Origin of the sequence: Devosia insulae DS-56 (assembly GCF_000970465.2) — a bacterium.
Taxonomy (GTDB): domain Bacteria; phylum Pseudomonadota; class Alphaproteobacteria; order Rhizobiales; family Devosiaceae; genus Devosia_A; species Devosia_A insulae.
The window spans coordinates 17,008-31,821 of record NZ_LAJE02000222.1; the positions used below are offsets into that span (position 1 = coordinate 17,008).

At 66.1% G+C, this 14,814-nt stretch carries 14 protein-coding genes and 1 riboswitch; of the genes, 4 read left to right on the plus strand and 10 right to left on the minus strand.

The annotated features are described in order from the left end of the window. Positions 1 to 302 precede the first annotated feature (302 nt). A complete protein-coding gene (locus VW23_RS16035; protein ID WP_069910548.1) occupies positions 303 to 1,004 on the plus strand; it encodes a TIGR02117 family protein in 702 nt (233 codons plus the stop codon). Here the strand turns inward: VW23_RS16035 and VW23_RS16040 are convergent. Next, complete coding sequence (locus tag VW23_RS16040) at positions 1,001 to 1,564, minus strand: methyltransferase family protein (protein WP_069910549.1); 564 nt, start codon at positions 1,562 to 1,564, stop codon at positions 1,001 to 1,003. The two genes, VW23_RS16035 and VW23_RS16040, sit on opposite strands and share 4 nt — an antisense overlap. A gap of 202 nt (positions 1,565 to 1,766) precedes the next feature. On the opposite strand from VW23_RS16040, the gene VW23_RS16045 reads away from it, so the two are divergent. Continuing rightward, positions 1,767 to 2,729 carry an alpha/beta fold hydrolase gene (locus VW23_RS16045; RefSeq protein ID WP_069910550.1) on the plus strand — a complete coding sequence of 321 codons (963 nt, stop codon included), beginning with the start codon at positions 1,767 to 1,769 and terminating at the stop codon, positions 2,727 to 2,729. Here VW23_RS16045 and gcvPB read toward each other — a convergent pair. The 7 genes from gcvPB to VW23_RS16080 form a co-directional block, all read right to left on the minus strand. Then, positions 2,617 to 4,182: an aminomethyl-transferring glycine dehydrogenase subunit GcvPB gene (gcvPB, locus tag VW23_RS16050; protein ID WP_069910551.1), complete on the minus strand. Its 1,566-nt coding sequence runs from the start codon at positions 4,180 to 4,182 to the stop codon at positions 2,617 to 2,619. The two genes, VW23_RS16045 and gcvPB, sit on opposite strands and share 113 nt — an antisense overlap. Then, a complete protein-coding gene (gene gcvPA / locus VW23_RS16055; protein ID WP_069910552.1) occupies positions 4,179 to 5,534 on the minus strand; it encodes an aminomethyl-transferring glycine dehydrogenase subunit GcvPA in 1,356 nt (451 codons plus the stop codon). The genes gcvPB and gcvPA overlap by 4 nt, the downstream gene beginning before the upstream one ends. Before the next feature lie 175 nt (positions 5,535 to 5,709). Beyond that, positions 5,710 to 6,063, minus strand: a complete 354-nt coding sequence (gene gcvH, locus VW23_RS16060) for a glycine cleavage system protein GcvH (RefSeq protein ID WP_069910553.1) — start codon at positions 6,061 to 6,063, stop codon at positions 5,710 to 5,712. Next, positions 6,060 to 7,229, minus strand: a complete 1,170-nt coding sequence (gcvT, locus tag VW23_RS16065; RefSeq protein ID WP_069910554.1) for a glycine cleavage system aminomethyltransferase GcvT — start codon at positions 7,227 to 7,229, stop codon at positions 6,060 to 6,062. Before gcvT ends, gcvH begins: the two co-directional genes overlap by 4 nt. A 148-nt stretch (positions 7,230 to 7,377) precedes the next feature. Further along, positions 7,378 to 7,466, minus strand: a riboswitch (glycine riboswitch). A gap of 196 nt (positions 7,467 to 7,662) precedes the next feature. Continuing rightward, on the minus strand, positions 7,663 to 8,250 hold the full coding sequence (locus VW23_RS16070) for a hypothetical protein (protein ID WP_069910555.1): 588 nt from the start codon (positions 8,248 to 8,250) through the stop codon (positions 7,663 to 7,665). An 11-nt stretch (positions 8,251 to 8,261) separates the two neighbouring features. Continuing rightward, positions 8,262 to 8,759, minus strand: a complete 498-nt coding sequence (locus VW23_RS16075; protein ID WP_069910556.1) for a peroxiredoxin family protein — start codon at positions 8,757 to 8,759, stop codon at positions 8,262 to 8,264. A 60-nt stretch (positions 8,760 to 8,819) separates the two neighbouring features. Then, complete coding sequence (locus tag VW23_RS16080; protein WP_176730419.1) at positions 8,820 to 9,611, minus strand: protein-disulfide reductase DsbD domain-containing protein; 792 nt, start codon at positions 9,609 to 9,611, stop codon at positions 8,820 to 8,822. Between the two features lie 157 nt (positions 9,612 to 9,768). Between VW23_RS16080 and VW23_RS16085 the strand changes: the two genes are divergently transcribed. Both VW23_RS16085 and VW23_RS16090 read left to right on the plus strand, forming a co-directional pair. Next, positions 9,769 to 10,347, plus strand: a complete 579-nt coding sequence (locus VW23_RS16085) for a YqgE/AlgH family protein (protein WP_069910558.1) — start codon at positions 9,769 to 9,771, stop codon at positions 10,345 to 10,347. Beyond that, positions 10,340 to 11,212 (plus strand): translation factor GTPase family protein, encoded by an 873-nt coding sequence (locus tag VW23_RS16090; RefSeq protein WP_069910559.1) that lies wholly within the window; start codon positions 10,340 to 10,342, stop codon positions 11,210 to 11,212. The genes VW23_RS16085 and VW23_RS16090 overlap by 8 nt, the downstream gene beginning before the upstream one ends. Positions 11,213 to 11,252: 40 nt before the next feature. Here VW23_RS16090 and VW23_RS16095 read toward each other — a convergent pair whose 3' ends face one another. Further along, a complete protein-coding gene (locus VW23_RS16095) occupies positions 11,253 to 14,135 on the minus strand; it encodes an EAL domain-containing protein (protein WP_069910560.1) in 2,883 nt (960 codons plus the stop codon). Positions 14,136 to 14,209: 74 nt separating this feature from the next. Further along, positions 14,210 to 14,812: a GNAT family N-acetyltransferase gene (locus tag VW23_RS16100; protein ID WP_069910561.1), complete on the minus strand. Its 603-nt coding sequence runs from the start codon at positions 14,810 to 14,812 to the stop codon at positions 14,210 to 14,212. Positions 14,813 to 14,814: the final 2 nt, after the last annotated feature.

A 14,814-nucleotide genomic window follows, 5' to 3' on the forward strand; every position in this document is an offset into this window, starting at 1 on the left:
CTAAGGCTTAGCCAAGAAGCTAAGCCCAAGAAATCGCTTTCTCCCCCGCAAGGGGGGAGATGATCGGTGCCCTCCACACGCATCGGCGTTGCAGTCAGGACTCTCCCCCTTGGCGGGGGAGAAAGCGAAAACTTGGGCTTAGCGTAGCTAAGTCCTTAGTTTTTGCCAGAGAGGGGGTCGTGGGAGCCACCGTGCTCCCGACTGCCCTGCCCCAGCAGCCGAGGGCGGAACGTGCCTTTGCACCGCTATTGTGCTTAGCCTCCGTGGCTCGCGAGCTGCCAAGCGAGTCCCCCGGGGGAAACATGCGGATCCTGAGGCGCATCGCGCTGGTGCTGCTGCTGCTGATCGGCCTGCCGGCGCTCGCGGTGCTGCTGGGCGCGGTGATCCCGCATCCAACCGTGTTCGGGCAGCCGGACGGCACGCCACTTACGCGGCGCATTCTCGTGGTCTCGAACCCGATCCATACCGACATTGCCATCCCCCTTGACGCGCAGAGTCGGGCGGCGTTGCCGTTCCTCGCCGAAACCGGGCTGCCGGTCGACCTGCCGGACGCCCGCTGGCTGCTGATCGGCTGGGGCGGCCGGGCCTTCTACCTGGAGACACCGAGCTTTGCCGACATGAAGCCCGGACCGACGTTCAAGGCGCTGACGATCGACCGCTCGGTGATGCATATCGACGTGCTGGGCGAGGTGGACCAGGCGAACCCTATCGTGACTCTGGTGGACCTGTCGGAGGCTGGTTACGCGCGGATGTTGTCGGAGATGGCCGGCAGCTTCTCGCGCATCGATGGCCAGGTGCAGCCGATCGATGGCTATGCACTGACCGGCAGCGATCGGTTCTACGAAGCAGAGGGCAGCTTCAACGCCATCTTCGTGGGGTGCAATGCCTGGACGGCGCGAATGCTGCGCAGCGCCGGCGTGCGAACCGGACTGTGGGCGCCGCTGCCGACAACGCTTGCCGGCTCAATTCACCTGTTCAATCGGCTGCCCGAGGCGGCGCTTTAGCCCTTTGCCACGCCCGGCAGGCGAGGCCAGAAGAAGCCGGTCTTCTCGCGATAGCTGGCATAGTCGGCGGCCATCGGAGTGCGGGAGAACTTCCTTTCCTCGCCGAGTGCGGCCAGCACATAGATCACCGTGATCACCGCCAGCGGGATGACCGACCAGAGCGACCAGGTGGCGATGGCCCAGCCGACCCAGAAGATCAGGTAGGAGGTGTAGAACGGATGCCGCAGGTAGCGATAGGGGCCGGTCATGACGAGCCCGTGCGGGTTCTGCACGTCGAAGGCCATCTTCAGGCGCGCGGCGCGCGATGCCTTGATCGCTGCCCAGAACAGCCACAGCGCCAGGCACTCGACGACGAGGCCGATGGACAAGGCCAAGACGGGCTGGGTCTCGATCCACAACAGCGTCAGATAGATCGCCGCCGTGGTCAGGACCACCACGGAGATCACTACGGTGCCCGTTGGCATTTTCGGTGAGTTGAAATGCGCCTTCAGGGACCAGCTGTACTGGGCAATCACCGCCACGCTGACGACACTGACGATCAGATCCAGGACAAGGTCCATGCGTAGTCCCCCTATGACGCTACTTGGGCTGCCTGATCACGCTACGTAGAGATCGCCCAGGAGACAAGGTGCAGTTGTACAACGACGCTCTGCGTTTTGATAAAATGCAAGCTTTACGTTTCGTCGTTGCTTCACCGTGCTGGTTGACCAGGACGTAGTGAGTGTCTGGCAGAGTCCGGGCACTCAGCATGACGGCCTCGCAATGACCATCTACCACAGCACGGTGCAAACCCGGTCCGCCTCCATCCGCCTCAGCGAAAGCGACGGACGGGGCGAACCGCTATTGCTGCTGCACGGCTCGGGCGCCTCGCGCAAAGTGTTCAGCAAGCAGTTCGACAGCGAGCTCAGCGAGCGGCACCGGCTGATCGCGCTGGACCTGCCGGGGCACGGGGCCTCAGGCGACGCGGAGTCCCCCGCCGACTATGGCATCGACGGGTTGGCGCGCACCGTGGCCGAGGTGCTGGAGCACAAGGGCATCGAGCGCACACTGGTGATGGGCTGGTCGCTGGGCGGCCATGTCGGTATCGAGCTGCTGGCGCGGCATCCGGGCGTTCGCGGGCTGATGATCGTCGGCGCGCCGCCGGTCGGCCGTGGGCCGGTCGCCATGCTGCGCGGCTTTCAGACCAACCTCGACCTGCTGCTGGCGGCCAAAGAGCAGTTCAACGAGCGCGAGGCGCAACGCTTCTACGAGATGTGCTACCACGGCGCGGGCGACCCGACCTTCCTGCAGTCGATCCGCCGGGCGGATGGACGGGTGCGCGTTGCCGTGTCGAAGAGCCTGCTGCGCGGCGATACCGCCGACCAGAAGCTGGCGGTCGAGCAGGCAAACGTCCCGGTTGCCGTGGTCAATGGGGCGAACGAACCGGTGGCGCGGCTCAGCTATCTCGCGGGCCTGCACTACCGGAACCTCTGGGGCAACGTCTGCCACATCATTCCCGACGCGGGACATGCGCCATTTTGGGATCAGCCCGAACGGTTCAACGAGCTACTCGGCAGCTTCGCGGCCGACGTGGTGGCAAAACCGGTCGCCACCACGCCTGTCGTCGCGGAGGTCACTCCGCCGCCTGCGGCAGCAGCTCCTGCCGCTCCCACTTCAGCACCGGCGAGCGTGCGGCGCGGGTCTCATCCAGGCGCCGGCGCGGTGCGTTCAGCGGCGCGCTGGTAAAGCGGGCCGCGTTGCCGGCCTTGGCGTCCTCGGCCAGTTCCAGCATTACATCGCAGAAGCGGTCGAGCGTCTGCTTGCTCTCGGACTCGGTGGGTTCGACCAGCATGGCGCCATGTACGACCAGCGGGAAGTACATGGTCATGGGGTGGAAACCCTCGTCGATCAGCGCCTTGGCGAAATCGAGGGTCGAGACGCCGGTGCCCTCGAGGAAGCTGTCGTCGAACAGCGCCTCGTGCATGCAGGGCTGACCGGGGAACGGCACCGAGAAGACGCGCTCGAGCCGCGCCTTGATGTAGTTGGCGTTGAGCACCGCATCCTTGGCGGCCTGTGCCAGGCCGTCGCCACCATGGCTCAGCATGTAGGTGAGGGCGCGAACATACATGCCCATCTGGCCGTTGAAGGCAGTGATACGGCCGAGGTGCTGGCCTTCAGCATGCTCAACCAGTTCCGTCCCGCCGCTCCCCTTGCGGACAAACGGTACTGGTGCGAACGGTGCCAGCGCGGCCGAGAGGACCACCGGACCGGCGCCCGGGCCGCCGCCACCATGCGGGGTGGAGAAGGTCTTGTGGAGGTTAATGTGCATGGCGTCGATGCCGAGATCACCCGGCCGGACCACGCCCATGATGGCGTTGAAATTGGCGCCGTCGCAGTAAAAGAAGGCCCCGGCCTCGTGCACGGCGGCGGCGATCTCGATCACTTCGGGCTCGAACAGCCCGCAGGTGTTGGGGTTGGTCAGCATGATCGCCGCCACATCGGGCGACAGAGCTGCCTTCACCGCCTCGACATCGACCGTGCCATCATCGCGCGCCGGCACCGCCCGCACAGAATAACCGAGGAAGGCGGCGGTCGCCGGGTTGGTGCCGTGGGCGCTTTCGGGGACCAGCACGACCTTGCGGTGCCCCTGCCCGGCGGCGTCCTGCGCCGCCTTGATGGCCATCATGCCGGCCATCTCGCCATGCGCGCCGGCTTTGGGAGTGAGGCAGACCGCTGCGGTATTGGTCAGCGTCATCAGCCAGTGCGCGAGCTCATCCATCAGGGCGAGGGCACCCTGCACGGTCGACACCGGCTGCAGCGGGTGGATGTCGGCAAAGCCCGGCAGCCGCGCCATCTTCTCGTTCAAGCGCGGGTTGTGCTTCATGGTGCACGAGCCGAGCGGGTACATGCCGCTGTCGATCGAATAGTTGAGGCGGCTGAGGCGCACATAGTGACGGAGCGTCTCGGGCTCGGTGAGGCCGGCGAGGTCGATCTCCGACTTCCGCTCGAAGCCGCCAAGGAAGCTGCCGTCGATCGCCACATCAGGCAGGTCGACGCCGGAATGCTCGCGATCGCCGATCTCGAACAGCAGCGGCTCGTTGGGCAGCAGCGACGAGCCGGAGACCGAGGTGAAATCCGACGTGCCGGCGGGCACGGGCGTGCCGACGCCAGTCGGGCGACCCTGGTTGTTCATGCTCATTGGGCGTCCTCCGAAAGGGCGGCGTGGAGGCACTCGGCCAGCATCGCGATATCGTCGTCGGTGGTGAGTTCGGTGGCGGCGAGGACGATGAGGTTCTCGCAGGCCGGGTTATCCGGCTCGAGGCGGCTGACCGGCAGACCAGCGAGGACGTCGGCCCTCGCCAGCAGCTCGACGATCGGTGCGGCCGGAACCGGCAGCCGGATGGTCATCTCGTTGAAGAAGCTATGGTTGAGCAGTTCGACACCGGGGACGGTGCCGAGCATCTTCGCCAGCTTCACCGCATTGTGGTGGTTGAGGCGGGCCAGCTTCTTCAAGCCAGCCTCGCCGAGCAGCGACATGTGGATGGAGAAGGCAAGCGCACAGAGGCCCGAGTTGGTGCAGATGTTGCTCGTCGCCTTCTCGCGACGGATGTGCTGCTCGCGGGTCGAAAGCGTCAGCACGAAGCCACGATTGCCGTCGGCATCGACGGTTTCGCCGCAGAGCCGCCCCGGCATCTGGCGGATAAACTCTTTCCTGGTGGCCATCAGGCCGACATAGGGGCCGCCGAAGTTGAGGCTGTTGCCGATCGACTGGCCCTCGGCGACGACGATATCGGCACCGAGCGCGCCGGGCGCCTCGATCAGGCCGAGCGACACCACTTCGGTCACCACGACGATCAGCAGGGCACCGGCGGCGTGGGCGGCGTCGGCGGCGGCGCGGAGGTCGCGCAGGTGGCCGTAGAAGTCCGGGGTCTGAACCACGATGGCGGCAGTGTCGCCGTCGATGCGGTTGAGGATATCGCCCTGCCCTTCCGGCGAAGCCGGCAGGCAGACGAGGTCGGGGCCGTCACCGAGATAGGTGCGGACCACGTCGCGGTAGTGTGGATGCAGGCCCCCCGAGAGGATGATGCGGCTGCGGCGGGTCAGCCGGCGCGCCATCAGCACGGCTTCGGCGGTGGCGGTCGAGCCGTCATACATCGAGGCGTTAGCGACCTCCATGCCGGTGAGGTGCGCCACCTGGGTCTGGAACTCGAACAGCATCTGGAGCGTCCCCTGCGAGACCTCCGGCTGATACGGGGTATAGGCGGTGAGCCACTCCGAGCGCTGGATCAGGTGATCGACGCTGGCCGGCACATGATGCCGGTAGGCGCCGGCGCCGATGAAGAACGGACCGTCACCGGCAGCGTGGTTGCGGCCGGCCAGTGCCTTCATCTTAGCTTCGACGAGGAACTCGGGCGAATGGCGCGGCAGGTTCACCGGCTCGCGCAGCAGGGCATGGCGGGGGACGCGAGCGAACAGATCCTCGGCCGTGCTGGCGCCGATGACGGCGAGCATATCGGCCCGCTCGTGCTCGGAATGGGGGAGATAGCGCATCAGTTGATTCCGTAGGAGGAAAAGTGGGTAACGGCAGCAGACGGCCCCCGCCCGGCCTCCCCCATAAAGGGGGAGGTGAAGAGTCGAGGTTGCGGCTCGATCGTGCCATACGCTCGGTGCGGCACCTCCCCCTTTATGGGGGAGGATGGGAGGGGGCCGTCTGCCAGAGGCGTGCTCACTTGGTCAGGTCCGCATAGGCCGCTGCATCCATCAGCCCATCCAGTTCACTGGCGTCATCGAGCTGGAGCTTGAAGATCCAGCCGTCGGTTTCGGGCGACGAGTTGATGAGCCCCGGTTCACCAGAGAGCGCGACATTGACGGCGGTAACGGTGCCGGAGACCGGCGAGTAGATCTCGGATGCGGCCTTCACCGATTCGACCACCGCGGCCTCGTCGCCGGCCTTCAGCTTCTGGCCGACCTTGGGCAGCTCGACATAGACGATGTCGCCCAGTTGCTCCTGCGCATAGGGGGTGATGCCCACGGTGCCGTCGGCGGTGATGTACTCGTGGTCCTTGGTGAACTTGGTCATTTGCTGGCCTTCCGGACATAGCGATGGGGAACGAATGGGGTGGCGACGGCTTCCGCCGCCTGGGTCTTGCCGCGCACCAGCACCTGCAGTTTGGTGCCCGGGGCGGCGTGATCGGGCGGCACGAAGCCGATGGCGATGGCCCGGCTGAGGGTGGGGGCGAAGCCGCCCGAAGTGACGACGCCGATCTCGGCGCCGTACTGATCGAGGATCGCGGCGCCTTCACGGGCCGGCGCCCCTTCGACGGTCAGCCCGATGCGGACGCGCTCGAGCACACCGCCCAGTTCGGCAAGGATGCGCTGCGCACCGGGGAAATCGGCGGCCTCGCGGCGGCGTTTGGAGATAGCGAAGTTGAGCCCAGCCTCGACCGGCGAGATGGTTTCGTCGAGGTCGTGGCCATAAAGCGGCAACCCGGCCTCGAGCCGCAGGCTGTCGCGGGCGCCGAGCCCGATCGGCTTGACCCTGTTATCGGCGAGCAGCGTGTCCCAGAAGGCGGCGGCGTGTTCGGGATCGACGAGGATCTCGAAGCCGTCCTCGCCGGTATAGCCGGAGCGCGAGATCACCAGTTTGGTGTCGCGCCAGTCGAATGAGGCGTAGTGCATGAAGCCGAGTTCGGCGGCAGCGGGGACGATGGCATCGATCACCGCGGCGGCTTCCGGCCCCTGCAGCGCCAGCAGCGCACAGTGGTCCGAGCGGTTGAGCGTGGCGCGGCCCAGGGCAGCGGCAGCGATGCGCTGGAAGTCCGCCTCCTTGGTGCCGGCGTTGACGACGATGTAGAGCGCCCCGCCCCAGCCGGCGGCGGCCGGACGGGCGACCATCAGGTCGTCATAGGTGCCGCCCTGATCATTGAGCAGCAGGGTGTAGCGGATCTGACCGGGCTTCAGCCCCTTGATGTCGCCGCAGATCAGCGGCTCGACCACTTCGGCGACTGCAGCATGATCCGCCTCGCCATTGCCCGACTTATCGTCGAGGACGAGGAAGCTCGGGCCCATATGCGACACGTCGAACAGGCCGGCGTGCTCGCGGGTCCATTTGTGCTCGGCGATGATGCCGGCGGGATACTGCACGGGCAGCGAATAACCGGAGAACGGCACCATGCGGCCGCCGAGCGCCACATGCTTGTCGTTGAGAACTACGGTCTTGAGGTCGTCTGCCGGTTGATCGGCCATTGGGACACCAGGGGCTTGTTGCACAACAACGCACGAGCGAACGCCCCCGCGTCGGTGCCCCCTCTGTCCGCTAACCTGAGAGATTTCCTGACCACCTATGGGTCAGTTGCTCCTTCGGTGAGGCGAGATCGCCTGCTTTCCAGAGTTCAGTACGACAGCGGTCCGGGTGCCTGAGAGTTTCCGGGGCGGTTGCTCCTTCGGCGCCGGCTCGAAACCGGACTCTCCCGCTGTTGGGTTATGCTAAGCCGGGTTTGCGCGGCGAAGTCAATCGCGATGCGCACCGGAGCCGGTTCGACCCACAGGGTCATTCCCGCGAAAGCGGGAACCTCTGTTTTGTGCCCGCTGCACGATCGCAAACGGAGTTGCCCGCTTTCGCGGGGATGACACCGAGTTTGTTGCGCTGTCGGGGGACAGTCCCGGAGCTCAGCCTTACTTACTTGTCGAAGCTGACCCAGATGACGATCTGCTCGCCGCCGGTATAGGGGATGGCGACGTTCTCGACCACCTTGACGAACTCTTCGGACTGGTTCGGCGGGGTGATGGTGACGGGGATCTCGTAGCGCTCGGAGAACAGCGGCACCTCGTCGCGCTCGACCGCAAAGCGGACCGGCACGTTGACATTGGTCTGGTTGCCGGCCGGGCCGAGCAGCAGCCGGCCGACGATGCCCATCTTCACCGTGATCAAGCCGTTGGACACCACGCAGTTGCGCGATTGCTTCTCGATCACAGCCTGGTAGTTCAGGGCGCGGGCGTCACCGACCTTGCCCTTACCATAGTAGAACAATGCCTCACCACCATTGCGCACCTTGATCGGCGGGCATTCGGTGGCAATGGCGGGCAGCGCGTTGGTGCTGGCGGTCGCCAATTCCTGTTGCGTGGGGTTGGCGGTGGCCATCGGCGACGGGCCGCTCGCGGCGGGCGCGAACATGTTGCCCATCGAGCAGGCCGAGAGAGCGAGCGCCAGGGCGCCCATCGAAACCAGTTTTGCGCCGCGCGTCGCCGCCAAATCAACAAACCCCATGCGACTGCTCCTTACGCACTAACTCGCGACGCTTCGAGCGCCAGCAGAACCGCCGGCGCGCCGCTGACGGTCACTCCTGACACATCCTGCACAAAGAGGTCATTAACGACGCCGTTCTCGATGATCATGGCGAAGCGGGCGAAGCGTTTGCCCATGCCGGCGATCTGCTTGGAGAGGCCCAGCGCATCGGCCAGGTTGCCGTCGCCATCGGCGATGAACTCGACCTTGCCGATCGCTTCGGAACGCTCGGCCCAGGCCTTGGTCACGTGGTGATCATTGACGGCGCCGCAGACGATGCGGTCGACGCCGAACGCCTTGAACTTACCGACATTGACGACGAAGCCCGGCAGATGCGAGGTGTCGCAGGTCGGGGTGAAGGCGCCCGGAACGGCGAAGAACACCACCCGGCCGGTGCCCAGAACTGCATCGGACGTGGTGTCGACGGTGTCGCCATTCCCCACGAGTTTGACCGGGACGGACGGAATCCTGTCCCCGCGCTGGATGGTCATCTCAGTGAAAGCTCCCATGATCGAACGTACACCCTCTGCCCGGGCGCGACGGACCTTAGATCAGTCGCCCGCTGCCGTCGACCCGGCGGACAAAATCCGCCGTTCCACCGAGAACGGACCCATTTCGGTCATGAATGTGAGCCGGACGGGCATGCCCTCCACGCCGCGGCTACTTTCTCCCCCGAGCAGTGGCAGGAGGACTAGTTTTCCATCCGGGCTTTTTTGCGGCGCGCCAAAGAGTTGCCCGGCCTCGCCGGTGTCGGCGATCAGCGATTGCGGATCGACCTTGCCGTCGTCGAGGCGCACCGCCAGTGCCCCGGCGGCGCTGTCGAAACCGACCCAGGCGATGGGGTCACGCGGGTCGTCCCACGGCATCGGCGTCAAGGCCAGCGCCTGGGCAATACGCAGTCCCTGCGCCCGGTCCGGGGCAGCGAACGCCAGCGGCAGCTGGAAGCTGGCGGTCACCGGCACGCAGATGTCGGAGCAGACGCCCATAACCACGCCGACCCTGATGTCCGCCGTGTTGCCGTCCAACTGCAGCTCGACCGGCAGCACGGTGGGGCCGCGATAGACGAAATCGACATAGCCGGTCTTGGTCTCGATCAACGGGAATGGCCACAGCACCTCGTGGCCGGCGACCCCCTTGGATGCAGCGAAGTCGAATTCGGTGGGAATGCCAGTCTCGCCGGGGACGCGCCAATAGGTGTTGGTGGCCTCGGGCATGTCGATCTCCAGCGCCACCATGGTGGTGCCGTCGGGTTTCAGCACGTCGGACGAGATCAGCCGGACTTTGGCGCCGGGCGCCACTTCCTGCCACGGCGTTTCGGCCGCGACGGCAGGGGTGAAAAGCATGGGGATAAGCAGAAGTGCCGGGATGCGCATGGGTTTCCGGATAGCCGAGCGCACCCCAAATAGAAAGGCGGATCAGGTCTTCGTGAAGCTAGGCAGAGCGGCCGGGCTGAGTCTAAACTAGTTCGATCCGGCTCCGCCGGTGCCAGGAGTGTTGGATATGGAGTCGCTCAGGGGCCAGTTTCTCGTCGCCATGCCGGATATGGGCGACGACCGCTTCCGCGAGACCGTGATCTATCTGGTCGGCCATGGCGACGAAGGCGCCATGGGGCTGGTGATCAACCAGAGCCTCGAAGATATGAAGTTCGCCGATATCCTCGAAGAGCTGCAACTGGGCGCCAAGGATGAGCTGATCCAGCTGCCGGACGCGGTTCGCAACCGCAAGGTGCTGCGCGGCGGCCCGGTGCAGAAGAGCCGTGGCTTCGTGCTGCACTCGTCGGACTATTTCCGCGTCGGCAACTCCTACGAAGTCACCGACGACATCTGCCTCACCGCAACGCTCGATATCCTCAAGGCCATTGCGTTCAAGAACGCGCCGAGCGATGCGCTGTTCGCGCTCGGCTATTGCGGCTGGAGTCCGGGGCAGCTCGAGACCGAAATCCAGGGCAATGGCTGGCTGACCGTGCCGTTCTCGCGCGAGCTGCTGTTCGGGCTGCCGATCGAGAACCGCTACGATGCGGCGCTGGCCAGCCTCGGGATCACACGCGCGTCGCTGAGTGCGACGGCGGGGCATGGGTGAACCAGTCGTCGACATCGCCATCGAGCCGCGCCGTTCGAGCGACCGCGATCGGCTGAGCCAGGCGCTCGCGCGAATTGCGGACGATGATCCGGACTGCCGTGTGAGGATCGACGCCGAGAGTGGCCAGGTCATAGTTTCGGGCCAGGATGAGCACCATCTCGTGCACCTGATCGAACGCCTGAAAGCGGCTGGCGTCGAGCTGAACGTGGGCACGCCACAGGTGGCGTATCGCGAGACGATCACGCGCCGGGTTGAGCGCGACTACGTCCACAGGAAGCAGTCGCAGGCCGGCAGCCAGTTCGCCCGTATCAAGTTCCGCGTCGAACCAGCCGACGGCCCTCAGTTCGTCGCGGTGGTCGACGAGGCCAATCTGCCCGCGGCATACATCCTCGCCGTGCAGACGGGTGTTGCATCGGTCATGGGGTCAGGGCCGGTTATCGGGTTTCCCATCGCCGGCGTCAGGTTCACGCTGATGGATGGCGCTTATCACGATGTCGACTCCTCGACCCTCGCCTTCGAGACCGCCGCTCGCGCCGGGTACTACCAGGCCATCGAGCAGGCCGGCCCGAAAGTTCTCGAGCCGATCATGTGGCTCGAAGCGCTGGCGCCACAAACCGTCATTGGTGAGGTGATCGGCGACCTCAACTCGCGGCGGGGACGGATCGAGCGGACCGAGGCACGGGGAGGCGACCATCTGGTCGTGGCTCTCGTCCCCCTCTCCACGATGTTCGGCTATGCCAATTCGCTGCGGGCTCTCAGCAGCGGCGCCGGCCGGTACACCATACGGTTCAGCCACTATGCCGAGGTACCAGGCGGCGTCGACCCTGACGACCGCTTCGGACCCGCGATGGCGATGCGGGCCTGACGGGCCGGCCCTGCCGGGCGGCCCCACGCACCGACGGTGCTTACTTCCCGCTGAACTGACTCTGCAAACGCTTGCCGAGTTCCTGGCCGGTCATGGCGGCGCCGAAGGCGTAGCCCTGGGCGTATTGGCAGTTGAGCTGCTGCAGGCGCTCGATTTCCTCGATGGTCTCGACCCCCTCGGCGATGACGCTGAGATCGAGCTCGGTGGCGAGCGTGATGATGGCGCGGATGATCGGCACCTGGGTGTGGCTCATGCCGGTGTCATCGCCGAGCTGCACGAAGGCGGCCGGGATCTTGATGGTGTCGAACGGGAAGCGGTGCAGGTAGCTCAGTGAGCTGTGGCCGGTGCCGAAATCGTCAAGCGCCAGGCGAAGCCCGAGGGCCCGCAGCGCATTCAGCACATAGGCCGAGTGCTCGGGGTTGCTCATCACCTGGCTCTCGGTGATCTCGAGCTTCAGGTGGCGGGCGATCTGGCGGTGGTCGGAGACCAGCGCGCGCATGTCGTTGAGCAGCGACTCGGTGGCGAGCTGCGCCGGCGACAGGTTGACCGAAACAAAGAAATCCTCGGGCAGCGGCAACGAGGCGGCCCATTCGCGGGCCTGGCCGGCGGCCTGCTCGAAGGCAACGCGGCCGAGGCGCTCGATCAGCCCGGTGCGCTCGGCCAGCGGCACGAACTCCTCGGGCGCCACCACGCCGCGCTGCGGGTGGTTCCAGCGCATCAGCGCTTCGCAACCGGCGATGGTGCCGGAATGGATGTCCATGATCGGCTGGAACTGCACCGCCAGCTCGCCATGGCGGAGGCCGCGGTCGAGATCCTCTTCGCCGGCCTTGGAGTAGGCGGCGATGGAGCGGGCCGAGGCGCGGAAGGCTTCGATGCGGTCGCCGCCCAGGCGCTTGGCGTAGTACATGGCAAGCTCGGCATCGCGCAGCACGTCGGGCGCGGCCACCGGGTTGCCGTCATAGATGGTGACGCCGATCGAGGCAGTGAGGCTCAGGTCGCGCTCGCCGAAGTTGAACGGCGATTTCAGCGCCTTGCGGATCTGCTCGGCGGTTTCGGCGATCTTGCCGGCCGCCTGCTCGGAGGCGAGGATGACGCCGAACTGGTCGCCGCCGAGGCGAGCGACGGTATCGAGCGGCCGCATGACGCGAGCGACGCGGCGCGAGATCGCCAGCAGCACGGAATCGGCGGCCGAGTGCCCTACCCGCTCCTCGAGCTCGGTGAAGCGGTCGATATCGATGAGGAAGACGGCCGGCTTGGTGCCGTTGGGCAGGCGGGCGCGGACCAGGGCGCGCTCCAGCCGGTCGAGGAACAGTTGCTTGTTGGGCAGGCCCGTGAGGCTGTCATGCACGGCATCGTGCAGCAGGCGCTCGCGGCTGGCGCGATCCTCGTTGACGTCCTGCAGGGTGCCGACGATGCGGTTGACCTGGCCGTCGCCGCCGAGCACCGGCTTCACCCGCATGCGGAAGGTGCGGAAGCTGCCATCGTGGGCGGTCAAGCGCACGTCGGCAGAGACCTTGCCGCGGCGCAGCTCCACCAGTGTATCGAAGGCGGTGCGGAAGCGGTCGCGATCCTCGGGGTGGACCCGATCGAGCCAGCGCTTGATCGAGCCGCGCAGCGCGCCACGCCGTTCGCCGAGGCGGGTGCCGAGCTCATCGGAGACGGCGACGCGGTCGCGCTCGATGTTCCAGTCGTAGACGAAATCACCCGAGCCGGTGAGCGCCAGGGCGCGGCGCTCGACTTCCGAGAGGGTGCCGATCGACACCTGCCCTTCCGAGAAGGCGTGCTGCACCGAGGTGAAGCCCAACAGCATGACGATGAGCACGAGGCCGCCGGCGACGGCGGGCTGCGCCACATCGTTGGAGACCTGACCCGTCACCACCAGCCAGGCATAGAACAGCCAGGCGATGTAGATGATCCAGGTCGGCACCAGCAGCACGGCGCGGTCGTAACCACGCAGCGCCAGGAGCAGGATCAGGAAGAAGCCGGTAATGCCGAGCAGCGCCAGCACCAGCCGCGCCACCGTCGCGGCGATCGAGGGCTGGAAGAAGGCAAAGCCGAACAGCGCCAGGAACACCACGACCAGCGCCAGCGCCAGATGGATGAAGCGCAGGTGCCAGCGATGGAGGTTCAGGTAGATGAAGAGGAAGCCGAACAAGGTGGTGGCGATGCCGGCCTCGGCAGCGGCGCGGAACGGTTGCATCGCGCCATTGGAGATGCCGAGCAATGGCCCGAGCACGCCGAAATCGACGAGCAGGTAGATCAGCACCGCCCAGGAGAACGCCGCGGTGGCCGGGAAGATGCCGCGCCCCTTCACCACGAACATGATGGTGAGGAACACCGCGGCGAGCGTCGCAACGCCCAGCACCACACCGCGGAACAGCGTGAACGAGTTCACGTAGTCGCGGTAGGCGTCGGGCTTCCAGAGGTAGAGTTCGGGCAGCGCGCCGCTCGAGAGTTCCGCGACGAAAGTGACGGTGGCGCCGGGATCGAGCACCACCTCGAACACGTCGGCCTCGCGGTCGGTGAGGCGGGTGGGACGGAGACCGGCGCTGGGGGTCAGCACCTTGATGCGCTCGGCGCCGAGATCGGGCCGGAACACCCCGGAGCCCGGCAGGCGGAAATACGGGGCGACCAGCAGGCGTTCGAGCTGCACGTCGGAATCGTTGCGCAGCGCGAACAGCGCCCAGTTCGGGTTGCTGCCACCGACCGAAGCGAGCACCTCGATGCGGCGGATGATGCCGTCCTCACCGGCGGCCGTGGACAGCTGCACTTTGCCGGCCTCGCCGGGAACGATATCGACCACGCCGGTGAGGTTCACGGCGTTGACGTTCTCGGGGGCGGTGATGACGTCGAAGGCGGCAGCGGGAAGGGTCCCGACCAGCGCAAACGCAATACACATCGCGAGGTAGAGGATGTGACGCATTAGCTGAAAAATGGCCCTGCCGCAGTCATGGTTGGGGAACCTAGGTAACGGGGTTTCCCCCTTGGGACAAGCATTCACCGGCGGCCGTGCCTAACGGCGGCGTCGTAGCGCTCTCGGGTAAGGCCGAACAGCACGTGGTCTGCCCACCTGCCATCGATCTGAAGGTAGTGTTCGGCGTAGCCCTCTTCGGTGAATCCGTTTTTTTCAAGGACGCGGCGGCTCGCCTGGTTGTCGGGCAGGAAAGCGGCGTGAATTCTGTGCAAACCCAGGGTTTCGAAGCAGTAGGGGATCACGAGGCTCACTGCCTCGGTCATGTAGCCCTTGCCGGCGAAGCTGTGCCCCATCCAATAGCCGAGGTTGACGAACTGCGCGGCACGGCGCCGCACATTGGAGAGGGTGATGCCACCCACCAGTTCTTCGTCGCTGCGGGTGAAGATGAAGAAGGCGTAGTCGGTGCCGGCTTTCGCCTCTTCACGGCCGCGTCTGAGACGGGCGGCGTAGACCCGCTGGCCGAGATCCGAGTCGGTCCAGCGCGGCTCGTAGGGGCGGAGGAAATCGCGGCTGGCACGGCGCAGGTCGCGCCAGGCGGTGTAGTCGGTGGCGCGTGGCGCGCGCAGGATCACACGCTGGCCCGTCAGCACCGGGGTATCGTCGCGCGCAAACCAGGTGAGCATCATGA

Coding starts and splice junctions, on each gene's coding strand:
- gcvPB (WP_069910551.1), bottom strand. CDS start 4,182: ATGAGCATGAACAACCAGGGTCGCCCGACTGGCGTCGGCACGCCCGTG.
- VW23_RS16095 (WP_069910560.1), bottom strand. CDS start 14,135: ATGCGTCACATCCTCTACCTCGCGATGTGTATTGCGTTTGCGCTGGTC.
- VW23_RS16045 (WP_069910550.1), top strand. CDS start 1,767: ATGACCATCTACCACAGCACGGTGCAAACCCGGTCCGCCTCCATCCGC.
- VW23_RS16035 (WP_069910548.1), top strand. CDS start 303: ATGCGGATCCTGAGGCGCATCGCGCTGGTGCTGCTGCTGCTGATCGGC.
- VW23_RS16100 (WP_069910561.1), bottom strand. CDS start 14,812: ATGATGCTCACCTGGTTTGCGCGCGACGATACCCCGGTGCTGACGGGC.
- VW23_RS16075 (WP_069910556.1), bottom strand. CDS start 8,759: ATGACCATCCAGCGCGGGGACAGGATTCCGTCCGTCCCGGTCAAACTC.
- gcvH (WP_069910553.1), bottom strand. CDS start 6,063: ATGACCAAGTTCACCAAGGACCACGAGTACATCACCGCCGACGGCACC.
- VW23_RS16080 (WP_176730419.1), bottom strand. CDS start 9,611: ATGCTTTTCACCCCTGCCGTCGCGGCCGAAACGCCGTGGCAGGAAGTG.
- VW23_RS16090 (WP_069910559.1), top strand. CDS start 10,340: ATGGGTGAACCAGTCGTCGACATCGCCATCGAGCCGCGCCGTTCGAGC.
- gcvPA (WP_069910552.1), bottom strand. CDS start 5,534: ATGCGCTATCTCCCCCATTCCGAGCACGAGCGGGCCGATATGCTCGCC.
- VW23_RS16040 (WP_069910549.1), bottom strand. CDS start 1,564: ATGGACCTTGTCCTGGATCTGATCGTCAGTGTCGTCAGCGTGGCGGTG.
- VW23_RS16070 (WP_069910555.1), bottom strand. CDS start 8,250: ATGGGGTTTGTTGATTTGGCGGCGACGCGCGGCGCAAAACTGGTTTCG.
- gcvT (WP_069910554.1), bottom strand. CDS start 7,229: ATGGCCGATCAACCGGCAGACGACCTCAAGACCGTAGTTCTCAACGAC.
- VW23_RS16085 (WP_069910558.1), top strand. CDS start 9,769: ATGGAGTCGCTCAGGGGCCAGTTTCTCGTCGCCATGCCGGATATGGGC.